Origin of the sequence: Pantoea sp. ARC270, from assembly GCF_003236725.1 — a bacterium.
GTDB lineage: Bacteria > Pseudomonadota > Gammaproteobacteria > Enterobacterales > Enterobacteriaceae > Pantoea > Pantoea anthophila.
On sequence record NZ_PUGA01000008.1, the window covers coordinates 12,792 to 29,131 of the forward strand.

The 16,340-nt window shown below is 55.7% G+C and carries 13 protein-coding genes; 10 read left to right on the forward strand and 3 right to left on the reverse strand.

Annotated features, from left to right (window positions below; all coding sequences use genetic code 11):
- Window positions 1–11: 11 nt before the first annotated feature.
- Genes pmrB through eptA form a run of 3 tightly spaced genes read right to left on the reverse strand, consistent with a single transcriptional unit; the run spans window position 12 to window position 3,375 of the window.
- Window positions 12–1,070, reverse strand: coding sequence for a two-component system sensor histidine kinase PmrB (gene pmrB, locus CKF42_RS05655; RefSeq protein ID WP_111207737.1), 1,059 nt, complete (start codon window positions 1,068–1,070; stop codon window positions 12–14).
- Window positions 1,067–1,747 carry a two-component system response regulator PmrA gene (gene pmrA / locus CKF42_RS05660; RefSeq protein ID WP_046102013.1) on the reverse strand — a complete coding sequence of 227 codons (681 nt, stop codon included), beginning with the start codon at window positions 1,745–1,747 and terminating at the stop codon, window positions 1,067–1,069. The genes pmrB and pmrA overlap by 4 nt, the downstream gene beginning before the upstream one ends.
- Window positions 1,744–3,375, reverse strand: a complete 1,632-nt coding sequence (gene eptA, locus CKF42_RS05665) for a phosphoethanolamine transferase EptA (RefSeq protein ID WP_111207738.1) — start codon at window positions 3,373–3,375, stop codon at window positions 1,744–1,746. The genes pmrA and eptA overlap by 4 nt, the downstream gene beginning before the upstream one ends.
- Before the next feature lie 454 nt (window positions 3,376–3,829).
- Here eptA and otsB point away from each other — a divergent pair, with 454 nt between their 5' ends.
- The 10 genes from otsB to CKF42_RS05715 all read left to right on the forward strand — a co-directional run bounded on the left by otsB (window position 3,830) and on the right by CKF42_RS05715 (window position 16,281).
- Window positions 3,830–4,618, forward strand: a complete 789-nt coding sequence (otsB, locus tag CKF42_RS05670; protein ID WP_111207739.1) for a trehalose-phosphatase — start codon at window positions 3,830–3,832, stop codon at window positions 4,616–4,618.
- The gene (gene otsA, locus CKF42_RS05675) at window positions 4,615–6,051 is read left to right on the forward strand and encodes an alpha,alpha-trehalose-phosphate synthase (protein WP_009089660.1); all 1,437 of its coding nucleotides are present in this window, start codon (window positions 4,615–4,617) and stop codon (window positions 6,049–6,051) included. Before otsB ends, otsA begins: the two co-directional genes overlap by 4 nt.
- A 1,013-nt stretch (window positions 6,052–7,064) precedes the next feature.
- Window positions 7,065–7,418, forward strand: coding sequence for a flagellar transcriptional regulator FlhD (gene flhD / locus CKF42_RS05680; protein WP_009089661.1), 354 nt, complete (start codon window positions 7,065–7,067; stop codon window positions 7,416–7,418).
- Window positions 7,415–7,993, forward strand: a complete 579-nt coding sequence (flhC, locus tag CKF42_RS05685) for a flagellar transcriptional regulator FlhC (protein ID WP_009089663.1) — start codon at window positions 7,415–7,417, stop codon at window positions 7,991–7,993. The genes flhD and flhC overlap by 4 nt, the downstream gene beginning before the upstream one ends.
- Window positions 7,994–8,125: 132 nt before the next feature.
- Window positions 8,126–9,013 (forward strand): flagellar motor stator protein MotA, encoded by an 888-nt coding sequence (motA, locus tag CKF42_RS05690; RefSeq protein WP_009089665.1) that lies wholly within the window; start codon window positions 8,126–8,128, stop codon window positions 9,011–9,013.
- On the forward strand, window positions 9,010–9,954 hold the full coding sequence (gene motB / locus CKF42_RS05695) for a flagellar motor protein MotB (protein ID WP_009089667.1): 945 nt from the start codon (window positions 9,010–9,012) through the stop codon (window positions 9,952–9,954). Before motA ends, motB begins: the two co-directional genes overlap by 4 nt.
- An 11-nt stretch (window positions 9,955–9,965) precedes the next feature.
- Window positions 9,966–11,948 carry a chemotaxis protein CheA gene (cheA, locus tag CKF42_RS05700; protein ID WP_181161907.1) on the forward strand — a complete coding sequence of 661 codons (1,983 nt, stop codon included), beginning with the start codon at window positions 9,966–9,968 and terminating at the stop codon, window positions 11,946–11,948.
- Between the two features lie 23 nt (window positions 11,949–11,971).
- The gene (gene cheW / locus CKF42_RS05705) at window positions 11,972–12,466 is read left to right on the forward strand and encodes a chemotaxis protein CheW (protein ID WP_009089670.1); all 495 of its coding nucleotides are present in this window, start codon (window positions 11,972–11,974) and stop codon (window positions 12,464–12,466) included.
- A gap of 471 nt (window positions 12,467–12,937) precedes the next feature.
- Window positions 12,938–14,500, forward strand: a complete 1,563-nt coding sequence (locus CKF42_RS05710; RefSeq protein ID WP_111207740.1) for a methyl-accepting chemotaxis protein — start codon at window positions 12,938–12,940, stop codon at window positions 14,498–14,500.
- A gap of 104 nt (window positions 14,501–14,604) precedes the next feature.
- Window positions 14,605–16,281: a methyl-accepting chemotaxis protein gene (locus CKF42_RS05715; RefSeq protein WP_046102009.1), complete on the forward strand. Its 1,677-nt coding sequence runs from the start codon at window positions 14,605–14,607 to the stop codon at window positions 16,279–16,281.
- Window positions 16,282–16,340: the final 59 nt, after the last annotated feature.

Consider the following 16,340-nt stretch of genomic DNA (forward strand, 5'->3'; position numbering starts at 1 on the left):
TGGTTCAGCGCCTAACATCTGACCACGGCCCGGCAACCGCTTCTGTCCCGGCGGTTCTCCAGAAAAAACTGAAACCGGTGTAACTGGACGATACGGCTGACAATGCTCAGCCCAAGTCCGATGCCGCCGTAGCGGCTGTCCATGCGGATAAACGCTTTACTCAGCTCACCACTTTTACTCTCATCAATGCCCGGCCCCTGATCTTCCACCACCAGCATCGGTTGCGGAGACGCGAGTAGCTGGACAGTGATCGTACTGCTGTCCGGGCTGTAGCGATGGGCATTCTCGACCAGGTTGCGCAGCAGCATCTTCAGCAGCGTCGCATCCCCGCGCACAAATTGCTCCTCCGGCAGATCGAGCAGCAGCGTCTGCTGATGCGCCTCCAGCATGATACTCAGCTCCGCCTCCATCGGCAGGATCACATCTGCAATCAGTCCCACGTTCTGGTAGGTGCCGGAGGTAAAGGACTGGCCGGCGCGTGCCAGACTTAAAAGCTGCGAGACGCTGTGCGTCATCTGATCCAGTCGCTGCACCAGCGGCTGCACTTTCACATCGCTGTTGCGCTCGATTAACTCCAGATGCAGCCGTAAGCCGGCCAGCGGCGTGCGCAGCTCATGCGCCACATCGGCGGTGAACAGACGTTCACGCTCCAGGCTGGTGTTAAGGCGCGCCACCAGCTGATTGATCGCCAGGGTGACCGCCTCGATTTCATGAACCTGACTGTGGCAGGTGATGGGATGGAGATTATCTTCACCCCGACTTTCCAGCTCACGCTGTAGCTGGTAGAGCGGCCGGGTGATCCATTTCACCGCCTGGTAGCAGAGCAGCAGCGTCAGCGTAATCATCACCAGGCTCGGCACCGCCAGGCTGGCGACCGCTTCATGGACCTCGCGCTTGACGTGGCTGTCCATGTTGCGCTTCTGCAGCTGCGCTTCCACCAGAAACTGAATCTGCTCTTTACTCTCATGCCAGAGCCAGACCACGCTGATTACCTGAAAGACCAGCAGGATCAGGCCGATGGTCAGGATCAGGCGAAAGCGCATACTGCGGTGATCGAATCGTCCTGTCATGTTGCCTCGCGCGGGGTCTCCTGCGTGACCAGCGCATAACCAAATCCGCGTACGGTGCGGATGGCGCTTTTGCCTATTTTGTCGCGCAGATTATGAATATGAACTTCCAGCGTATTGGTCGACGGCTCGGTCTCCCAGTTATAGATGTCCTGGTAGAGAATTTCGCGGTGAACCGGATTGCCGGCCTTGAGCATCAGCCGTGACAGGATCGCAAACTCTTTCGGGGTGAGATCCAGCAGCACATCGCTGAGCGTGATCTGACGGTGGGTCATATCCAGCGCCAGCGCGCCCACTCTGACCTGACTGTCGCCCTGATTGACGTGGCGGCGGATCAGCGCACGGATGCGCGCCAGCAGCTCATCCAGCGAGAACGGTTTGATCAGATAATCATCGGCACCCGCGTCCAGTCCGGCAATGCGTTCGCTGATGGTGTCGCGGGCGGTGAGGATCAGGACCGGGGTCATCTTCTTCTGCCGCCGCAGACGGATCAGGAAGTGCAGTCCATCCTCGTCCGGCAGGCCGAGATCCAGCACCACCAGACTGTAGAGGCCGCTGGCATAATGCGCTTCCGCATCCCGTACGCTGGTGACGCCATCGCAGACATAACCTTCACCTTCCAGCGCCAGTATCAGACCCTGCAGCAGCAGGGCGTCATCTTCCACTATCAGTATCTTCATTCGTGTTGGCTCCGACACGACGTCAAAATATCATCCGCAGGCACATATTCGTGGGTTGCGGTGCCGGTTAATCCCAGCAGCGTTGAGAACAGATTATCCTGTGAGAAATCGTCTGTCGCCGCCAGTTTATTCAGGCAGGTGCGGTTAACCGCATAACGCTGCTGATAATCCGGGGAGAGCCAGATCAGCAGCGGCACATGCTTTTGCGTATCGGGCGCTATCGCATAGGGCAGTCCATGCAGGTAAGCCCCATTTTCCCCCAGCGACTCGCCGTGGTCAGAGAGATAGACCAGGCTGGTGGTAAAGCGATCCTGATGCGCACGCAGCACGCCAATCGCCTTATCCACGATGTGATCCACATTGAGCAGCGTATTGTCGTAGGTGTTGATCAACTGCTGCTGTGAACAGTCCTGAATCTGATTCGTGTCACAGGTCGGCTCAAACTGACGGAACTGTGGCGGGTAGCGATGGCTGTAGGTCGGGCCATGACTGCCTATGGTGTGCAGAACGATAATCGCGTTGCCCTTTAACTGGCTGATGTACTCATCCAGGCCGTGGAACAGCACGTCATCATAACATTCGCCCTCAATACACATGCCCGGCAGGTTCAGGCTGGTCATATCCTGATGCGGCACCCGATCGCAGGCTCCCTTGCAGCCACCGTCATTCTCATTCCACAACACGCTGACCCCGGCGCGCTGAATGACATCCAGCACCCCCTCTTCATGGGCCGCCAGCACATCATCATAGTGGGCACGCGGCATGTTGGAAAACATGCAGGGCACGGAGACCGCCGTGGCCGTTCCGCATGAGGTGGTATGCGGGAAGTAAATCACATCATCTTTCGCCAGCAGGGGGTTGGTCAGCCGGTCATATCCGCCCAGCGAGAAATTCTGCGCGCGTGAGGTTTCACCCAGCACCACAATCGTCAGGTTCGGTTTGCCCCGGCTGTGGCTGGCGTCCAGATGGGCATCTTCACCGATCCGCACCAGCGGCACATTCTGCAACTCATGATGCTTATACCAGGAGAGCGTGGCGGCGATGCTGTTAGAGGGGCTCAGCGCTTTGACCAGCTCGCGGTTGTTGCGGAACAGCGAGGCGTAATCCTTATAGAAGAGCAGGGCGATCAGCGCGATCAGCATCGCTGATAGGACAATGCTGAGCAGGCGTGCCAGCACCCCGCGCCACTGCTGCCGTTTTATCCGCGGCCAGAACATCATCAGCGCCATCAGCACGCCTGAGGTGAGCAGGGTGAGGAGCAGCTGCGGTGTCAGCAGGGCAAAAGACTCGGAGGCGGTGGTATCCATCATGTTAGTGATCATCGAGCGATCGATCACGATGTTGTAGGTATGGATAAAATACTGCGCCGACGCGGAGAGCAGAATAAAGAGCGCCGCCAGCAGGCGATCCAGCCAGAAAAATGAGGCCAGCGTAAGCACGATATTGATGACGCTGAAGGCGACCAGCGGCATGGATAAAAACACCAGCGTGGTATGCAGGCTCGTCAGCGGCATCACCGCCAGCACCTGACGGTAATAGACCAGATTAAGGAAAACCGCGATATAGATCGCCGCCAGGAGGAGCAGAGTCAGGCGGCTAATCAGCGGCCTCTTCAGTGTAAACGCCATGTGTGCAGGCACCCGAGGAAAGGAAAGTGTGCTGAGAGTGCGCTTTCAATATTAGGAATACCTTAAGAAGCTTAAGCTTCGTTTCAGGCCGCCGGATCCCCGAAGCGAAACGGCCGCAGCTCCGGTCAGCACTGGCCCGGCGGGGCAGCGGGGGAAACAGCACGCCCCCTGTCTGGGCTACTTTTCTGCTTACTTAACCGCAGCGGCTGGCATGAAAAGTGCATCTTTCTGGCATTACCCCTATTAATGACTACACTTAATCTGAAGATGTTCTCAGTGAGTCAGTATTGTCAGCAACGCGTTTGCACGTTTGAGGAGAGTGACCTATCTATTCACCCAGCTTTACCCCTCAATCACCGCTTTATCAGAATTTCCCGCTTGCTGACCTGACTGCGTCAGGACATTCTTGTTTCAACTCAATGTTTTATTAAATCTGATTTTCAGGAGAAGTGACGTGACCCAGGTGGAAGAGACACATCCCACGTATCCGGCATTACGCAGCGGACAGTACGCCTTCTTTTTTGATGTCGACGGCACGCTGGCAGCGATACAGTCCCGTCCCGAAGCGGTATTCATTCCTCAGCAGGTTATCGCACAACTGCAACAGCTTTCTGACCATTGTCAGGGTGCCCTCGCGCTGGTTTCCGGCAGACCCATTGCACAGCTTGATGCGCTGGCCGCGCCCTGGCACGGACCCGCTGCGGGCGTCCATGGTGCAGAGCGCCGCAATGCGCAGGGTGAGCTGCATCGCATCAGCCTGCCTGCCGAGGTCGAGCAGGCGCTCCGACAGGAACTGCAGGATGCCATGGCAGGCTGGCCAGGTACGCAGCTGGAGGTAAAAGGCATGGCCTTTGCGCTCCACTATCGCCAGGCGATGCAGCATGAGCAGGATGTGATGCGACTGGCCGAACAGTCCGTGAAGCGTTTTCCCGGACTGGCACTGCAGCCGGGGAAATGTGTCGTTGAAATTAAACCGGCAGGCATCGATAAGGGCGCTGCGATCAGCGACCTTATGCAGCAGGCCCCGTTTGCCGGACGTACCCCCGTTTTTATCGGTGACGATTTGACCGACGAGAAGGGCTTTGTGGCGGTTAACGCGCAGCACGGCATCTCGATTAAGGTCGGTGAAGGTTCCAGCCAGGCCCATTATCGGCTTACTGATGTCGATGCGGTTTACGGCTGGCTGGAAAAAACATTATTACTATTAGAGCAAGACAACGTCGGTAAGGAGTTTAGGTTATGAGTCGTTTAGTGGTTGTATCTAACCGTGTCGCCATGCCAGATGGGTCTAAAACCAGCGCAGGCGGTTTGGCCGTCGGCATCCTTGATGCCCTGAAAAGCACGGGTGGATTGTGGTTTGGCTGGAACGGTGAAATCAGCGAGTTTTCTGGTGAAGAAGAGGAGCAGGTCAGCGTTCAGGAACATGAGGGCATTGAGTATGCCTCCTTCCCGCTTAACCAGAACGAATATGATCTCTACTATTGCCAGTTCTCCAATACCGTCATCTGGCCCGCTTTCCATTATCGTCTCGATTTGGTGCAGTTCCAGCGTGAAGCCTGGGAAGGGTATTGTGACGTAAACGATATGGTTGCGCAGCGTCTGAAACCGCTGATTAAGCCTGATGATATTGTCTGGATCCACGATTATCACTTTTTACCGTTTGCCGCCGCGCTGCGCCGCGCGGGCATTAATAACCGCATTGGTTTCTTCCTGCATATTCCGTTCCCGACCCCGGAAATATTCAATGCCCTGCCGCCGCATAAAGAGCTGCTGGAGATGCTGTGCGAGTATGATCTGCTCGGCTTCCAGACCGAATCTGACCGCGTGGCCTTCCTCGACAGCGTCAGCCAGCTAACGCAGTTGCAGAATAAGGGCGATAAAAAGCACCGCGCCTTTGGCAATACCTTTATGACTGAGGTTTACCCTATCGGGATTGAGCCGGACAGTATTAAAGAGATGGCCGAAGGACCTCTGCCGCCTAAAATGGCGGCGATGAAAAAAGAGCTGGGCGATGCGCGCAACATTATCGCCTGTGAGCGTCTCGACTATTCAAAAGGTCTGCCGGAGCGTTTTCTGGCTTACGAAGCGCTGCTGGAGAACTTCCCGCAGCACCGCGGCAAAATCCGCTACTCGCAGATTGCACCGACTTCGCGCGGAGATGTGCAGGCGTATCAGGATATCCGTCATCAGCTGGAGACCGAAGCCGGGCGTATCAACGGTAAGTACGGCACGCTGGGCTGGACCCCGCTTTACTACCTTAACCAGCATTTTGACCGTCGCCTGCTGATGAAAATCTTCCGCCTGACTGACGTCGGCCTGGTCACGCCGCTGCGTGACGGGATGAACCTGGTCGCTAAAGAGTATGTCGCCGCTCAGGACCCGGACGATCCCGGCGTTCTGGTGCTCTCCCGCTTTGCCGGGGCCGCCAACGAGCTGACCTCAGCGTTGATCGTGAACCCTTATGACCGCGATGAAGTGGCGGCGGCACTGGATAAAGCGATTACCATGCCGCGGACGGAAAGGATCTCGCGCTACAACGACATGATGGCGGTATTGCGTAAGAACGATATTACCGCCTGGCGTGAAAACTTCCTGAAAGACCTGGAAGCCATTTCCCCGCGCAGCGCTGACCACGGCACCGATAATAAGGTCGCGACCTTCCCGAAACTCGCCTGACCTCGTTAACAACGGCGGCGATATCCCTGCGATATCGCTGCTGTTTTTCGTCCCACCGCTTTTCAAACCTTTCTGCAGGCACCACACCTTATCTGCTACGCCGTTTTCGGCGCATTTCGTCTGGCAGGCCGATCAGGGCGTGAGGCTGGCCCGATAAATGCAGCCCACGCAGAAATCCCGGTCTGTGGGGCTTATCCACTTTCTTTACCTTTTTAACTCAAGTTTTAGCCCCGCGTGCCGATACTCATAGTGCCATCGTATGCATACCCCTCAACTCATTCGGCTTTCTTATGTAAACCCTTGTTACATCAGGTGCCGGTTCCTTAGCGACCCCTTGTCACTGTTAACGCCAGGTTGTCAGAAGGCCTTCTCACAGCCGTTATACCCTGACGATTTATTTACATACCCGCAGCGTTGCTCCCCTTAAGTAACTAATTTCACAGCAAATACCCTGCCTGTATTTCAGCATAAAATGCTGATTACTCATCTTTAAATGGTTCTAAATAGGGTGTTAAAACGATTAACACCCATTATTCATTCCGGACTGCGCAAACCGTCGAATAACGCTGCTTTTACCCCCTATTAAACCTTTCTCAGGACAAATTGGACTTAAAATCGCTCTTTTTTGCTCAAAAAATGACCACTCGATAAGCAATGGTAAAGGGTTGCTGAAGAAATTTGCCTTAAAAGTGTGATCTGCATCACACTTTATCTAAAATTTCTCCTGGCTGTCGTTGTAACCCGAAATCAGACGATATAGATTTGCGTTGTTTTCGGAATAGTCCTAAAAAAAGTAAGAAGGCGTCACGGAAGATGTCCGGAACTCGAAAATAAAATGGCATGGATTTTCGACCTTCGGTGGGTCTGAAACTCACAAAAAACAGAAGGCGAAAAACAGTGACATCAAATTTATGTGAAATTTTTTTGCCATCTTTTGATTTATCAAACAGCAGCTCGAACCGCAGATCATATTCTGCGATACAGTTACGTCGCATCTCTCAGGATGGAAAATAATGGGCACCTCTGAAGTACTGAAACATATTTACGATCTCAACTTGTCTTATTTACTGCTTGCGCAGCGTTTAATTAACCAGGATAAAGCTTCTGCAATGTTTCGCCTCGGCATTGACGAAAAAATGGCGAATGCATTATCAGAATTAACATTGCCTGAAATGGTAAAAATGGCGGAAACCAATCAGTTGGTTTGCCAGTTTCGTTTTACCGACAGCAGCACGATTAATCGCCTGACGCAGGAATCCCGCGTGGATGATTTACAGCAGATTCATACCGGCATTTTATTATCCAGCCGTTTACTGCGTAATGCGTCTAAAGAAGATCTGCCTGCTAAAAAGAGAGCAATGTCATGAGTGAGAAAAGTATTGTTCAGGAAGCGCGTGACATTCAGCTCGCAATGGAGTTGATCTCGTTAGGTGCACGCTTACAGATGTTAGAGAGCGAAACCCAGCTGAGCCGGGGTCGCCTGATCAAGCTCTATAAAGAACTGCGTGGCAGCCCGCCGCCAAAAGGCATGCTGCCGTTCTCCACGGACTGGTTCATGACCTGGGAGCAGAATATCCACGCTTCCATGTTCTGTAACGCCTGGAAATTTTTGCTGAAAACCGGCCTGTGCAGTGGCGTCGATGCCGTCATCAAAGCCTACCGGTTATACCTTGAGCAGTGTCCGCAATCGGACGAGGGCCCGCTGTTGGCGCTGACCCGCGCCTGGACCCTGGTCCGATTTGTTGAAAGTGGCATGCTGGAACTGGCTGACTGCAAATGCTGCAATGGCAGCTTTATTAACCATGCACATCAGCCGGTTGGCAGCTTTACCTGCAGCCTGTGCCAGCCACCATCACGTGCCGTAAAAAGACGTAAACTTTCTGCAGAATCTGCCGATATGTTTCCACAACTGCTGGATGAACAGGTTAAACACGCCGTTTAAGTTTGTTCGCACTGTGGAAGCCATCCAGCAGCGGTTAATACCGCTGCTTTTTTTTTGCTTCCGGTTTGAGAATAACGCCTGCGGCTCTCTGGCTTAACTTCCACCAACACGTTACGGACGTAAGGATTTTTTGTGCTGATAATTATAGGTTACCTGGTTGTTTTAGGCTCCGTGTTGGGCGGATATGCACTGGTCGGTGGCCATCTGGGCGCGCTTTATCAGCCAGCCGAATTATTAATGATCGGCGGCGCGGGTGCCGGTGCTTTTTTAGTCGGCAACAACGGCAAGTCGATTAAAAAGACCATGAAAGCGCTGCCGCTGTTATTTCGCGGCTCAAAGTACAACAAAGCGGTTTACATGGATCTGATGGCGCTGCTTTATCGTCTGATGGCCAAATCGCGTCAGCAGGGGATGTTATCGCTGGAACGCGATATCGAAGATCCCAGCCAGAGTGAAATTTTTGCTAATTATCCCCGCATTCTTGCCGATAAACAGTTAGTCGATTTCATTACTGACTATCTGCGTCTGATGGTCAGCGGCAACATGAACGCCTTTGAAATTGAAGCGTTGATGGATGAAGAGATTGAGACTTACGAACATGAGTGTGACGTACCAGCGCAGAGTATAGCGGCGGTGGGTGACGGACTGCCGGCATTCGGTATCGTGGCAGCGGTCATGGGCGTGGTGCACGCACTGGCGTCGGCCGACCGTCCGGCGGCGGAACTGGGCGCACTGGTGGCCCATGCGATGGTGGGAACCTTCCTGGGCATTTTGCTGGCCTACGGATTTATCTCTCCGCTGTCGTCCGTTCTGCGTCAGAAGTGTGCGGAAACCACCAAGATGATGCAGTGCATCAAGGTGACGCTGCTGTCGAGCCTGAACGGTTATGCCCCGCAGATTGCGGTGGAGTTTGGTCGTAAGACGCTCTATTCCGCCGAGCGCCCGTCGTTCAGCGAACTGGAAGAGCATGTGCGTAACGCGAAAAACCCGGCTAAACAGACTTCGGACGAGGCTTCATGAAACACGGCAATCGCCCAATTGTGCTGATCAAAAAGCGCAAACATAAAGGCCATGAAGGCAGCCACGGTTCGTGGAAGATTGCCTACGCCGACTTTATGACGGCGATGATGGCCTTTTTTATGGTGATGTGGCTGCTGTCGATCGCCAACCCGCAGCAGCTGGTGCAGATAGCAGACTACTTTAAAACGCCACTGAAGGTAGCGATCACCGGCGGGCAGCGCAGCAGCGACAGCGAAAGCCCGATCCCCGGCGGCGGGGATGATCCGACGAAAAAGATCGGTGAAGTGAACAAAAAGGTCGATATGGATGCGCAGAAACGTCAGCTGGATGAGATCCGTCTCAACCGGCTGCGGGAGAAGCTCGATCAGATGATTGAGGCCGATCCGCGTCTGAAAACGCTGCGTCCGCATCTGATTATTAACATGGTGGAAGAGGGGCTGCGTATTCAGATTATCGACAGCCAGAATCGCCCGATGTTTAAGACCGGCAGTGCCGAGGTGGAGCCTTATATGCGCGACATTCTGCGTGCGATAGCGCCGATCCTCAATGACATCCCGAACCGCATCAGCCTGGCCGGACATACCGATGACTTCCAGTATGCCGGCGGCGACAAAGGCTACAGCAACTGGGAACTCTCGACCGACCGCGCTAACGCCTCCCGCCGTGAACTGGTGATGGGTGGCCTGGACAGCGGCAAAGTTTTGCGGGTGTTGGGTATGGCCGACACCATGCGCCTGAAAAATCGCGGCGGGAATGATGCAGTGAACCGCCGCATCAGCCTGCTGGTGTTGAACCATGACACCGAAGCGGCAATAGAAAAAGAGAACGCAGAAAGTGATGCCGTCCAGATCAGCGATCCGGCGGCCATTGAAAAAATTACCGCACCGCCAGCACCCCAGGGCAGCGCGGTGAATACAGCAGCCCCCTCACAGCCGAGGTGATTCCCGTGAGTATGGACATCAGCGATTTTTACCAGACGTTTTTTGATGAAGCCGATGAGCTATTAGCGGATATGGAACAACACCTGCTGGGCCTTGACCCGCAGGAGCCAGATTCTGAACAGCTCAACGCCATCTTCCGCGCCGCTCACTCCATTAAGGGTGGGGCCGGAACCTTTGGTTTTACGGTATTACAGGAAACGACTCACATCCTGGAAAACATTCTGGATGGTGCTCGTCGCGGCGAGATGCAGCTCAGCACCGACATCATCAACCTGTTTTTGGAAACCAAAGATATTATGCAGGAACAGCTCGATGCATATAAAACCGCGCAGGAGCCGAACGCGGAAAGCTTCAAATATATCTGTGAAGCACTGCGCCAGCTGGCGCTGGAGGCTAAAGGTCTGCCGGCAGAACTGCCGGTCAGCGTGGTGCCTGTCAGTGAAGAACCTGTCAGCACCAGCAGCAGTGGCCTGCGTGTTCAGCTGATCGACCTCAAAGAGAAAGAAGTCGATCTGATGCTGGAAGAGATGGGCAATCTCGGCACCCTGACCAACGTGCAGAAAGGCAGCACCACGCTGGATGTCTGCATCGATGGCGTGGGCAAAGATGACATCGTGGCGGTGCTCTGCTTCGTCATCGACGAAGCACAGATCCGCTTCCCGGAGGCGGACGACGCCGTTGCCGCACCGGTGGCGGCGGTTGCCGCGCCCGTGGTGGAAGAAGTCCACACGGCCAGTGTCACCGAACTGCCGGTGGCACCAGCGAAGCGTGAAAGCAAGCGCGCCGCGGCCCCGGCCAAATCAAGCGAATCCACCAGTATCCGCGTGGCGGTAGAGAAGGTTGATCAGCTGATCAACCTGGTGGGCGAGCTGGTGATCACCCAGTCCATGCTGGCGCAGCGTTCCGGCGAGCTGGACCCGGTCGCGCATGGCGACCTGCTGAACAGCATGGGTCAGCTGGAGCGTAATGCCCGCGATCTGCAGGAATCGGTGATGTCGATTCGTATGATGCCAATGGAATATGTCTTCAGCCGCTTCCCGCGTCTGGTGCGTGACCTGGCCAGCAAGCTCGGTAAAGAGGTTGAACTGACCCTGCTGGGCAGCTCGACCGAACTCGATAAGAGCCTGATTGAACGCATCATCGACCCGTTAACGCACCTGGTGCGTAACAGCCTGGACCACGGTATCGAAACGCCTGAGAAACGCGTGGCGGCTGGCAAGGTTGCGACCGGTAACCTGACGCTCTCCGCGGAACATCAGGGCGGCAACATCTGTATCGAAGTCTCCGACGATGGTGCCGGCCTTAACCGTGAACGTATTCTGGCTAAAGCGCTCTCATCCGGCCTGCCGGTCAGCGAGAACATGAGTGATGAAGAGGTCGGCATGCTGATCTTCGCGCCAGGCTTCTCCACCGCAGAGCAGGTGACGGATGTTTCCGGACGCGGCGTCGGTATGGACGTGGTGAAACGAAACATTCAGGAGATGGGCGGTCACGTCGAAATCGCCTCGAAGCAGGGCAAAGGCACCACCATTCGCATCCTGCTGCCTCTGACGCTGGCCATCCTCGACGGCATGTCCGTTCGTGTGGCCGACGAAGTCTTCATTCTGCCGCTGAATGCGGTGATGGAGTCGCTGCAACCGCGCGCCGAAGAGCTGAAGCCGCTGGCGGGTGGCGAGTGCGTACTGGAAGTGCGTGGCGAATATCTGCCGCTGGTTGAACTGTGGAACGTCTTTGATGTGCAGGGCGCGAAAACGGAAGCCACGCAGGGCATCGTCGTGATCCTGCAGAGCGCGGGCAAACGCTATGCGCTGCTGGTCGATCAGCTGATTGGTCAGCATCAGGTGGTGGTGAAGAACCTGGAGAGCAACTATCGCAAGGTACCGGGCATCTCTGCCGCGACCATTCTGGGTGACGGTAGCGTCGCGCTGATTGTCGATGTCTCCGCCCTGCAATCTCTGAACCGTGAAAAACGTGTGGCCGGCGCTGCCGCCTGATTGAAAACGAAAAGGTAAATAACATGAATGGAATGGCAACCGTGACAAAAATTGCTGGCGAAACCGTAGGTCAGGAGTTCCTGGTTTTCACGCTGGGCGACGAAGAGTACGGCATCGATATCCTTAAAGTGCAGGAGATCCGCGGTTACGATCAGGTTACCCGTATCGCAAACACCCCTGACTTTATCCGTGGTGTAACCAACCTGCGCGGCGTTATCGTGCCGATCATCGATCTGCGCGTGAAGTTTGCACAGCCCGATGTGGAGTACAATGACAACACCGTGGTCATCGTGCTGAATCTGGAAAACCGCGTGGTCGGCATTGTGGTTGACGGCGTCTCTGATGTGCTGTCGCTGACCCAGGATCAGATCCGTCCTTCCCCGGAGTTCGCGGTCACCATGTCTACCGAATACCTGACCGGTCTGGGTGCGCTCGGCGAGCGTATGCTGATTCTGGTCGACATCGAGAAGCTGCTGAGCAGCGACGAGATGGCGCTGGTCGATAACCTGCGCGCGTAAGGTGTTTATCACGGGCCGGTCTTAACCGGCCCGTGATCCTTCATGCCTGACCTCATTCCCGTTTATTCAGATATCTCCCCCGACACCTGCGCTGATTTCCCGCCTTACTCTGCTGATACGTCAGCGGTCATCCTGATCTGGCTGGCCTTCAAGGATTCATCAGGCTGAACGCCTGCGTTGCCACCTCTCTATCGCTGAAGCACACCGGGAGTCGGGTGTGCGATGACTCAGATACGATTTTCACCCTTGTCAGTCAGACGCACTGGCATTGCGTCTGATTCTGCGCTGTCCATCCTGCGAGGCGGGGCGCACCCTTTGTGCTTTTTCTGACTAAAGTCAAACTGATAGCCCCGCGCTGATAAAAATAATTACAAAAGCCATTTTCGGTCTTCAGGTGCCGAAAAGCGTTAATTAATCCCGTAATCACGCCGATATAGCCGCTGCACCTTAATCAACCTGCAGGGGAACGAGATGTTAAAAAAAATAAAAGTGGTGACCAGTTTAATCGCCGTACTGGTTATCTTTGGCACGCTCCAGTTAATGTCTGGCAGCCTTTTCTGGTCCGCTCTGAATAATGACAAAGCGGCTTTTGCACTGTCGCAGGTCTCTAACCGCAACGTCACCTCGATGACGGATGCCTATATCTCTCTGAACAACAGCCGCACCACACTGAACCGCGCCATGCTGCGGTTGCAGACCAGCATGGCGGCGCAGATGAACGGCGGTCAGCTGGATGATCTGATGAACCGCGCTAACAGTCAGTTAGCGGAAGCCGATCGTCACTTCAAAATCTACTACGATCTGCCTGCCACGCCGGGCCTGGAAGTGGCGCTGCGTGACAGACTCGAAGCGGATTATGCGCAATATGAAAAAGGGCTGAAGGGGATGGTGGCGAGCCTGCAGGCCCGCGATCTGGAAGGGATGTTCAAACAGAACATCGAGCAGAAGCAGGTTTCCATGCAGGAGAGTTACAGCGCATGGCGTGAACGTCAGACTGAGCTTTCCGATCAGGGCATGGCGCAGAACCAGCGTGCCTTCACCCAGATGATGTGGCTGCTGGGCGCGATTGGTATTACGGTCATTGCCGTGATCGTCGCCTGCTGGTTTGGCCTGCGTCAGGTGCTGATTCAGCCGCTGCACCAGCTGCTGACCCAGATTCGTGCTATCGCGTCTGGCGATCTGACACAGCCGATTGTGGTTGAAGGCCGCAACGAGATGAGCCAGCTGGCCGCAGGCATCCATGAGATGCAGCAGTCACTGGTGATGACGGTCGGCAATGTGCGCGACGGCTCTGATGCCATCTTTACCGGCGCCAGCGAAATCGCTGCCGGTAACAACGATCTGTCGGCCCGCACCGAAGAGCAGGCCGCCTCGCTGGAGCAGACCGCAGCCAGCATGGAACAGCTGACCGCCACCGTGAAGCAGAATGCGGACAACGCCCGCCAGGCCTCTCAGCTGGCGCTGACCGCCTCGGAAACCGCGCAGCAGGGCGGAAAAGTGGTCGATGGTGTCGTCAGCACCATGAAAGAGATCGCGGGCAGCTCGAAGAAAATTGCTGACATCATCAGCGTGATCGATGGCATCGCCTTCCAGACGAACATCCTGGCGCTGAACGCCGCCGTGGAAGCGGCGCGAGCCGGTGAACAGGGGCGCGGTTTTGCCGTCGTGGCCGGTGAAGTCCGCAGCCTGGCGCAGCGCAGCGCGCAGGCCGCCAAAGAGATTAAAGGCCTGATCGAAGATTCCGTGACGCGCGTCAACAGTGGTTCACTGCAGGTGGAAAGCGCCGGCAGCACCATGAGCGAGATCGTCGGGGCGGTCACCCGCGTCACCGACATCATGGGCGAAATCGCTTCAGCATCGGATGAGCAGAGCCGCGGTATTGAGCAGGTCGGACAGGCGGTGACGGAGATGGATCGCGTCACCCAGCAGAACGCCTCCCTGGTTGAGGAGTCGGCCGCCGCCGCCGCCGCACTGGAGCAGCAGGCCAGCGTACTGATGCAGGCGGTCTCCGTTTTCAAAATCTCCCGCGCCTGATTTTCCTTCCTTTGACTCTGGTGACGGCGTAAAGCCGTCGCCATCCATAAAGTTCCCTCACGTTGCGCCGATAAACAAAACGAATCGCAACCAATGAGGTGTTTATGTTTAGTCGAGTACGCGTTGTTTCCGGCCTGCTGTGTGTGCTGGCGCTGTTTGCGCTGCTGCAGCTGTTTTCCGGCGGAATGTTCTTCAAAACTGTCAGTTCAGATAAAGATAACTTTGCCTACAACCAGCGTCTGAATACGCTGCAGCAGGCTATGGGCACCTCATGGGTTTCGCTTGTTCAGGCGCGCAACACCCTCAACCGCGCCGGTATTCGTTTTCTGCAGGATGCGCAGATGGCGGGATCGGGTGCCAGCGTGAAAGAGCTGGTGGCACTGGCGGGTGAAGAGCTGAAACAGGCGGAAATCAACTATCAGATCTTCAACGATAACCTGTCGGAGAAGGGCAAAACGGCCGAAAACGTCCTGGCACTGCAGGCGAACTACAAGGCCTATCACGATGCGCTGGCGGAGCTGATGGTCTTCTTCACCACCGGCAACTTCAAAGGCTTTGTCGATCAGCCCACCCAGAGCTATCAGGACAAGTTCCAGAAAGATTACACCGCCTGGCTTGAGTACAACCAGGTCCTGGCGAAGCAGGGTGTCGAAGCTAACCAGCAGGCCTATACCCGTTCTATCACCATCGTGGTGGCCACGCTGGCAGTCACGCTGCTGATGATTATCCTGGTGTGGAATGTGATGCGCTCGGTGCTGATCCGTCCGCTGCGTCAGAGCATGGAACATATCCAGCACATTGCGCGTGGCGATCTGACTCAGCCGATCGAGATTAGCGTGCGAAACGAAATCGGTGAGTTGCTGACCTCTCTGCAGCACATGCAGCAGGAGCTGGTGCGTACCGTACGTACCGTGCGTGATGGCTCTGACGCCATCTACACCGGTGCCAGCGAAATCGCTATCGGCAACAACGATCTCTCTTCGCGTACGGAAGAGCAGGCGGCCTCTCTGGAGCAGACTGCGGCCAGTATGGAGCAGCTGACGGCCACCGTGAAGCAGAACGCCGAAAACGCCCGTCAGGCGTCCAAGCTGGCGCTGACCGCCTCTGAAACCGCGCAGCAGGGCGGCAAAGTGGTGGATGGCGTGGTCACCACCATGAAAGAGATTGCGGGCAGCTCGAAGAAAATTGCCGATATCACCAGCGTCATCGACGGTATCGCCTTCCAGACCAACATTCTGGCGCTGAACGCGGCGGTTGAAGCCGCCCGTGCGGGTGAACAGGGGCGCGGTTTTGCTGTGGTGGCCGGTGAAGTGCGCAGCCTGGCGCAGCGCAGCGCCCAGGCCGCAAGAGAGATCAAAGGCCTGATTGAAGATTCCGTGAGTCGCGTGAATACCGGCTCGGTGCTGGTAGAAAGCGCCGGTGACACCATGAGCAACATCGTCAGCGCGGTAACCCGCGTGACCGACATCATGGGTGAAATCGCCTCTGCGTCAGACGAGCAGAGCCGCGGTATCGACCAGGTTGGCCTGGCGGTTACCGAGATGGATCGCGTGACCCAGCAGAACGCCTCGCTGGTTGAAGAGTCAGCGGCAGCCGCTGCGGCGCTCGAAGATCAGGCAAGTCACTTAAAACAGGCGGTTTCAGTGTTCAATATTGGTAAAGAATTTGTCGCTCAGGCCGTTAACAAGACAACGGCGACAAAAACCCTACAGCTTGATGCGCCGTTAGCCGTTGGCCGTCAGTCTGCTGCGCGCAGTGACGACAACTGGGAAACCTTTTAATCGCCCGTCGTCCGGCCGCCGTTTCGCGGCCGGACATCGCAGCAGAGTTAATGTATTCA

What these genes read in the sequence shown, in the direction of transcription:
- pmrB (WP_111207737.1), bottom strand. Translation starts at nt 1,070, where the DNA reads ATGACAGGACGATTCGATCACCGCAGTATGCGCTTTCGCCTGATCCTG.
- pmrA (WP_046102013.1), bottom strand. Translation starts at nt 1,747, where the DNA reads ATGAAGATACTGATAGTGGAAGATGACGCCCTGCTGCTGCAGGGTCTG.
- eptA (WP_111207738.1), bottom strand. Translation starts at nt 3,375, where the DNA reads ATGGCGTTTACACTGAAGAGGCCGCTGATTAGCCGCCTGACTCTGCTC.
- otsA (WP_009089660.1), top strand. Translation starts at nt 4,615, where the DNA reads ATGAGTCGTTTAGTGGTTGTATCTAACCGTGTCGCCATGCCAGATGGG.
- flhD (WP_009089661.1), top strand. Translation starts at nt 7,065, where the DNA reads ATGGGCACCTCTGAAGTACTGAAACATATTTACGATCTCAACTTGTCT.
- flhC (WP_009089663.1), top strand. Translation starts at nt 7,415, where the DNA reads ATGAGTGAGAAAAGTATTGTTCAGGAAGCGCGTGACATTCAGCTCGCA.
- motB (WP_009089667.1), top strand. Translation starts at nt 9,010, where the DNA reads ATGAAACACGGCAATCGCCCAATTGTGCTGATCAAAAAGCGCAAACAT.
- cheA (WP_181161907.1), top strand. Translation starts at nt 9,966, where the DNA reads ATGGACATCAGCGATTTTTACCAGACGTTTTTTGATGAAGCCGATGAG.
- cheW (WP_009089670.1), top strand. Translation starts at nt 11,972, where the DNA reads ATGAATGGAATGGCAACCGTGACAAAAATTGCTGGCGAAACCGTAGGT.
- CKF42_RS05710 (WP_111207740.1), top strand. Translation starts at nt 12,938, where the DNA reads ATGTTAAAAAAAATAAAAGTGGTGACCAGTTTAATCGCCGTACTGGTT.
- CKF42_RS05715 (WP_046102009.1), top strand. Translation starts at nt 14,605, where the DNA reads ATGTTTAGTCGAGTACGCGTTGTTTCCGGCCTGCTGTGTGTGCTGGCG.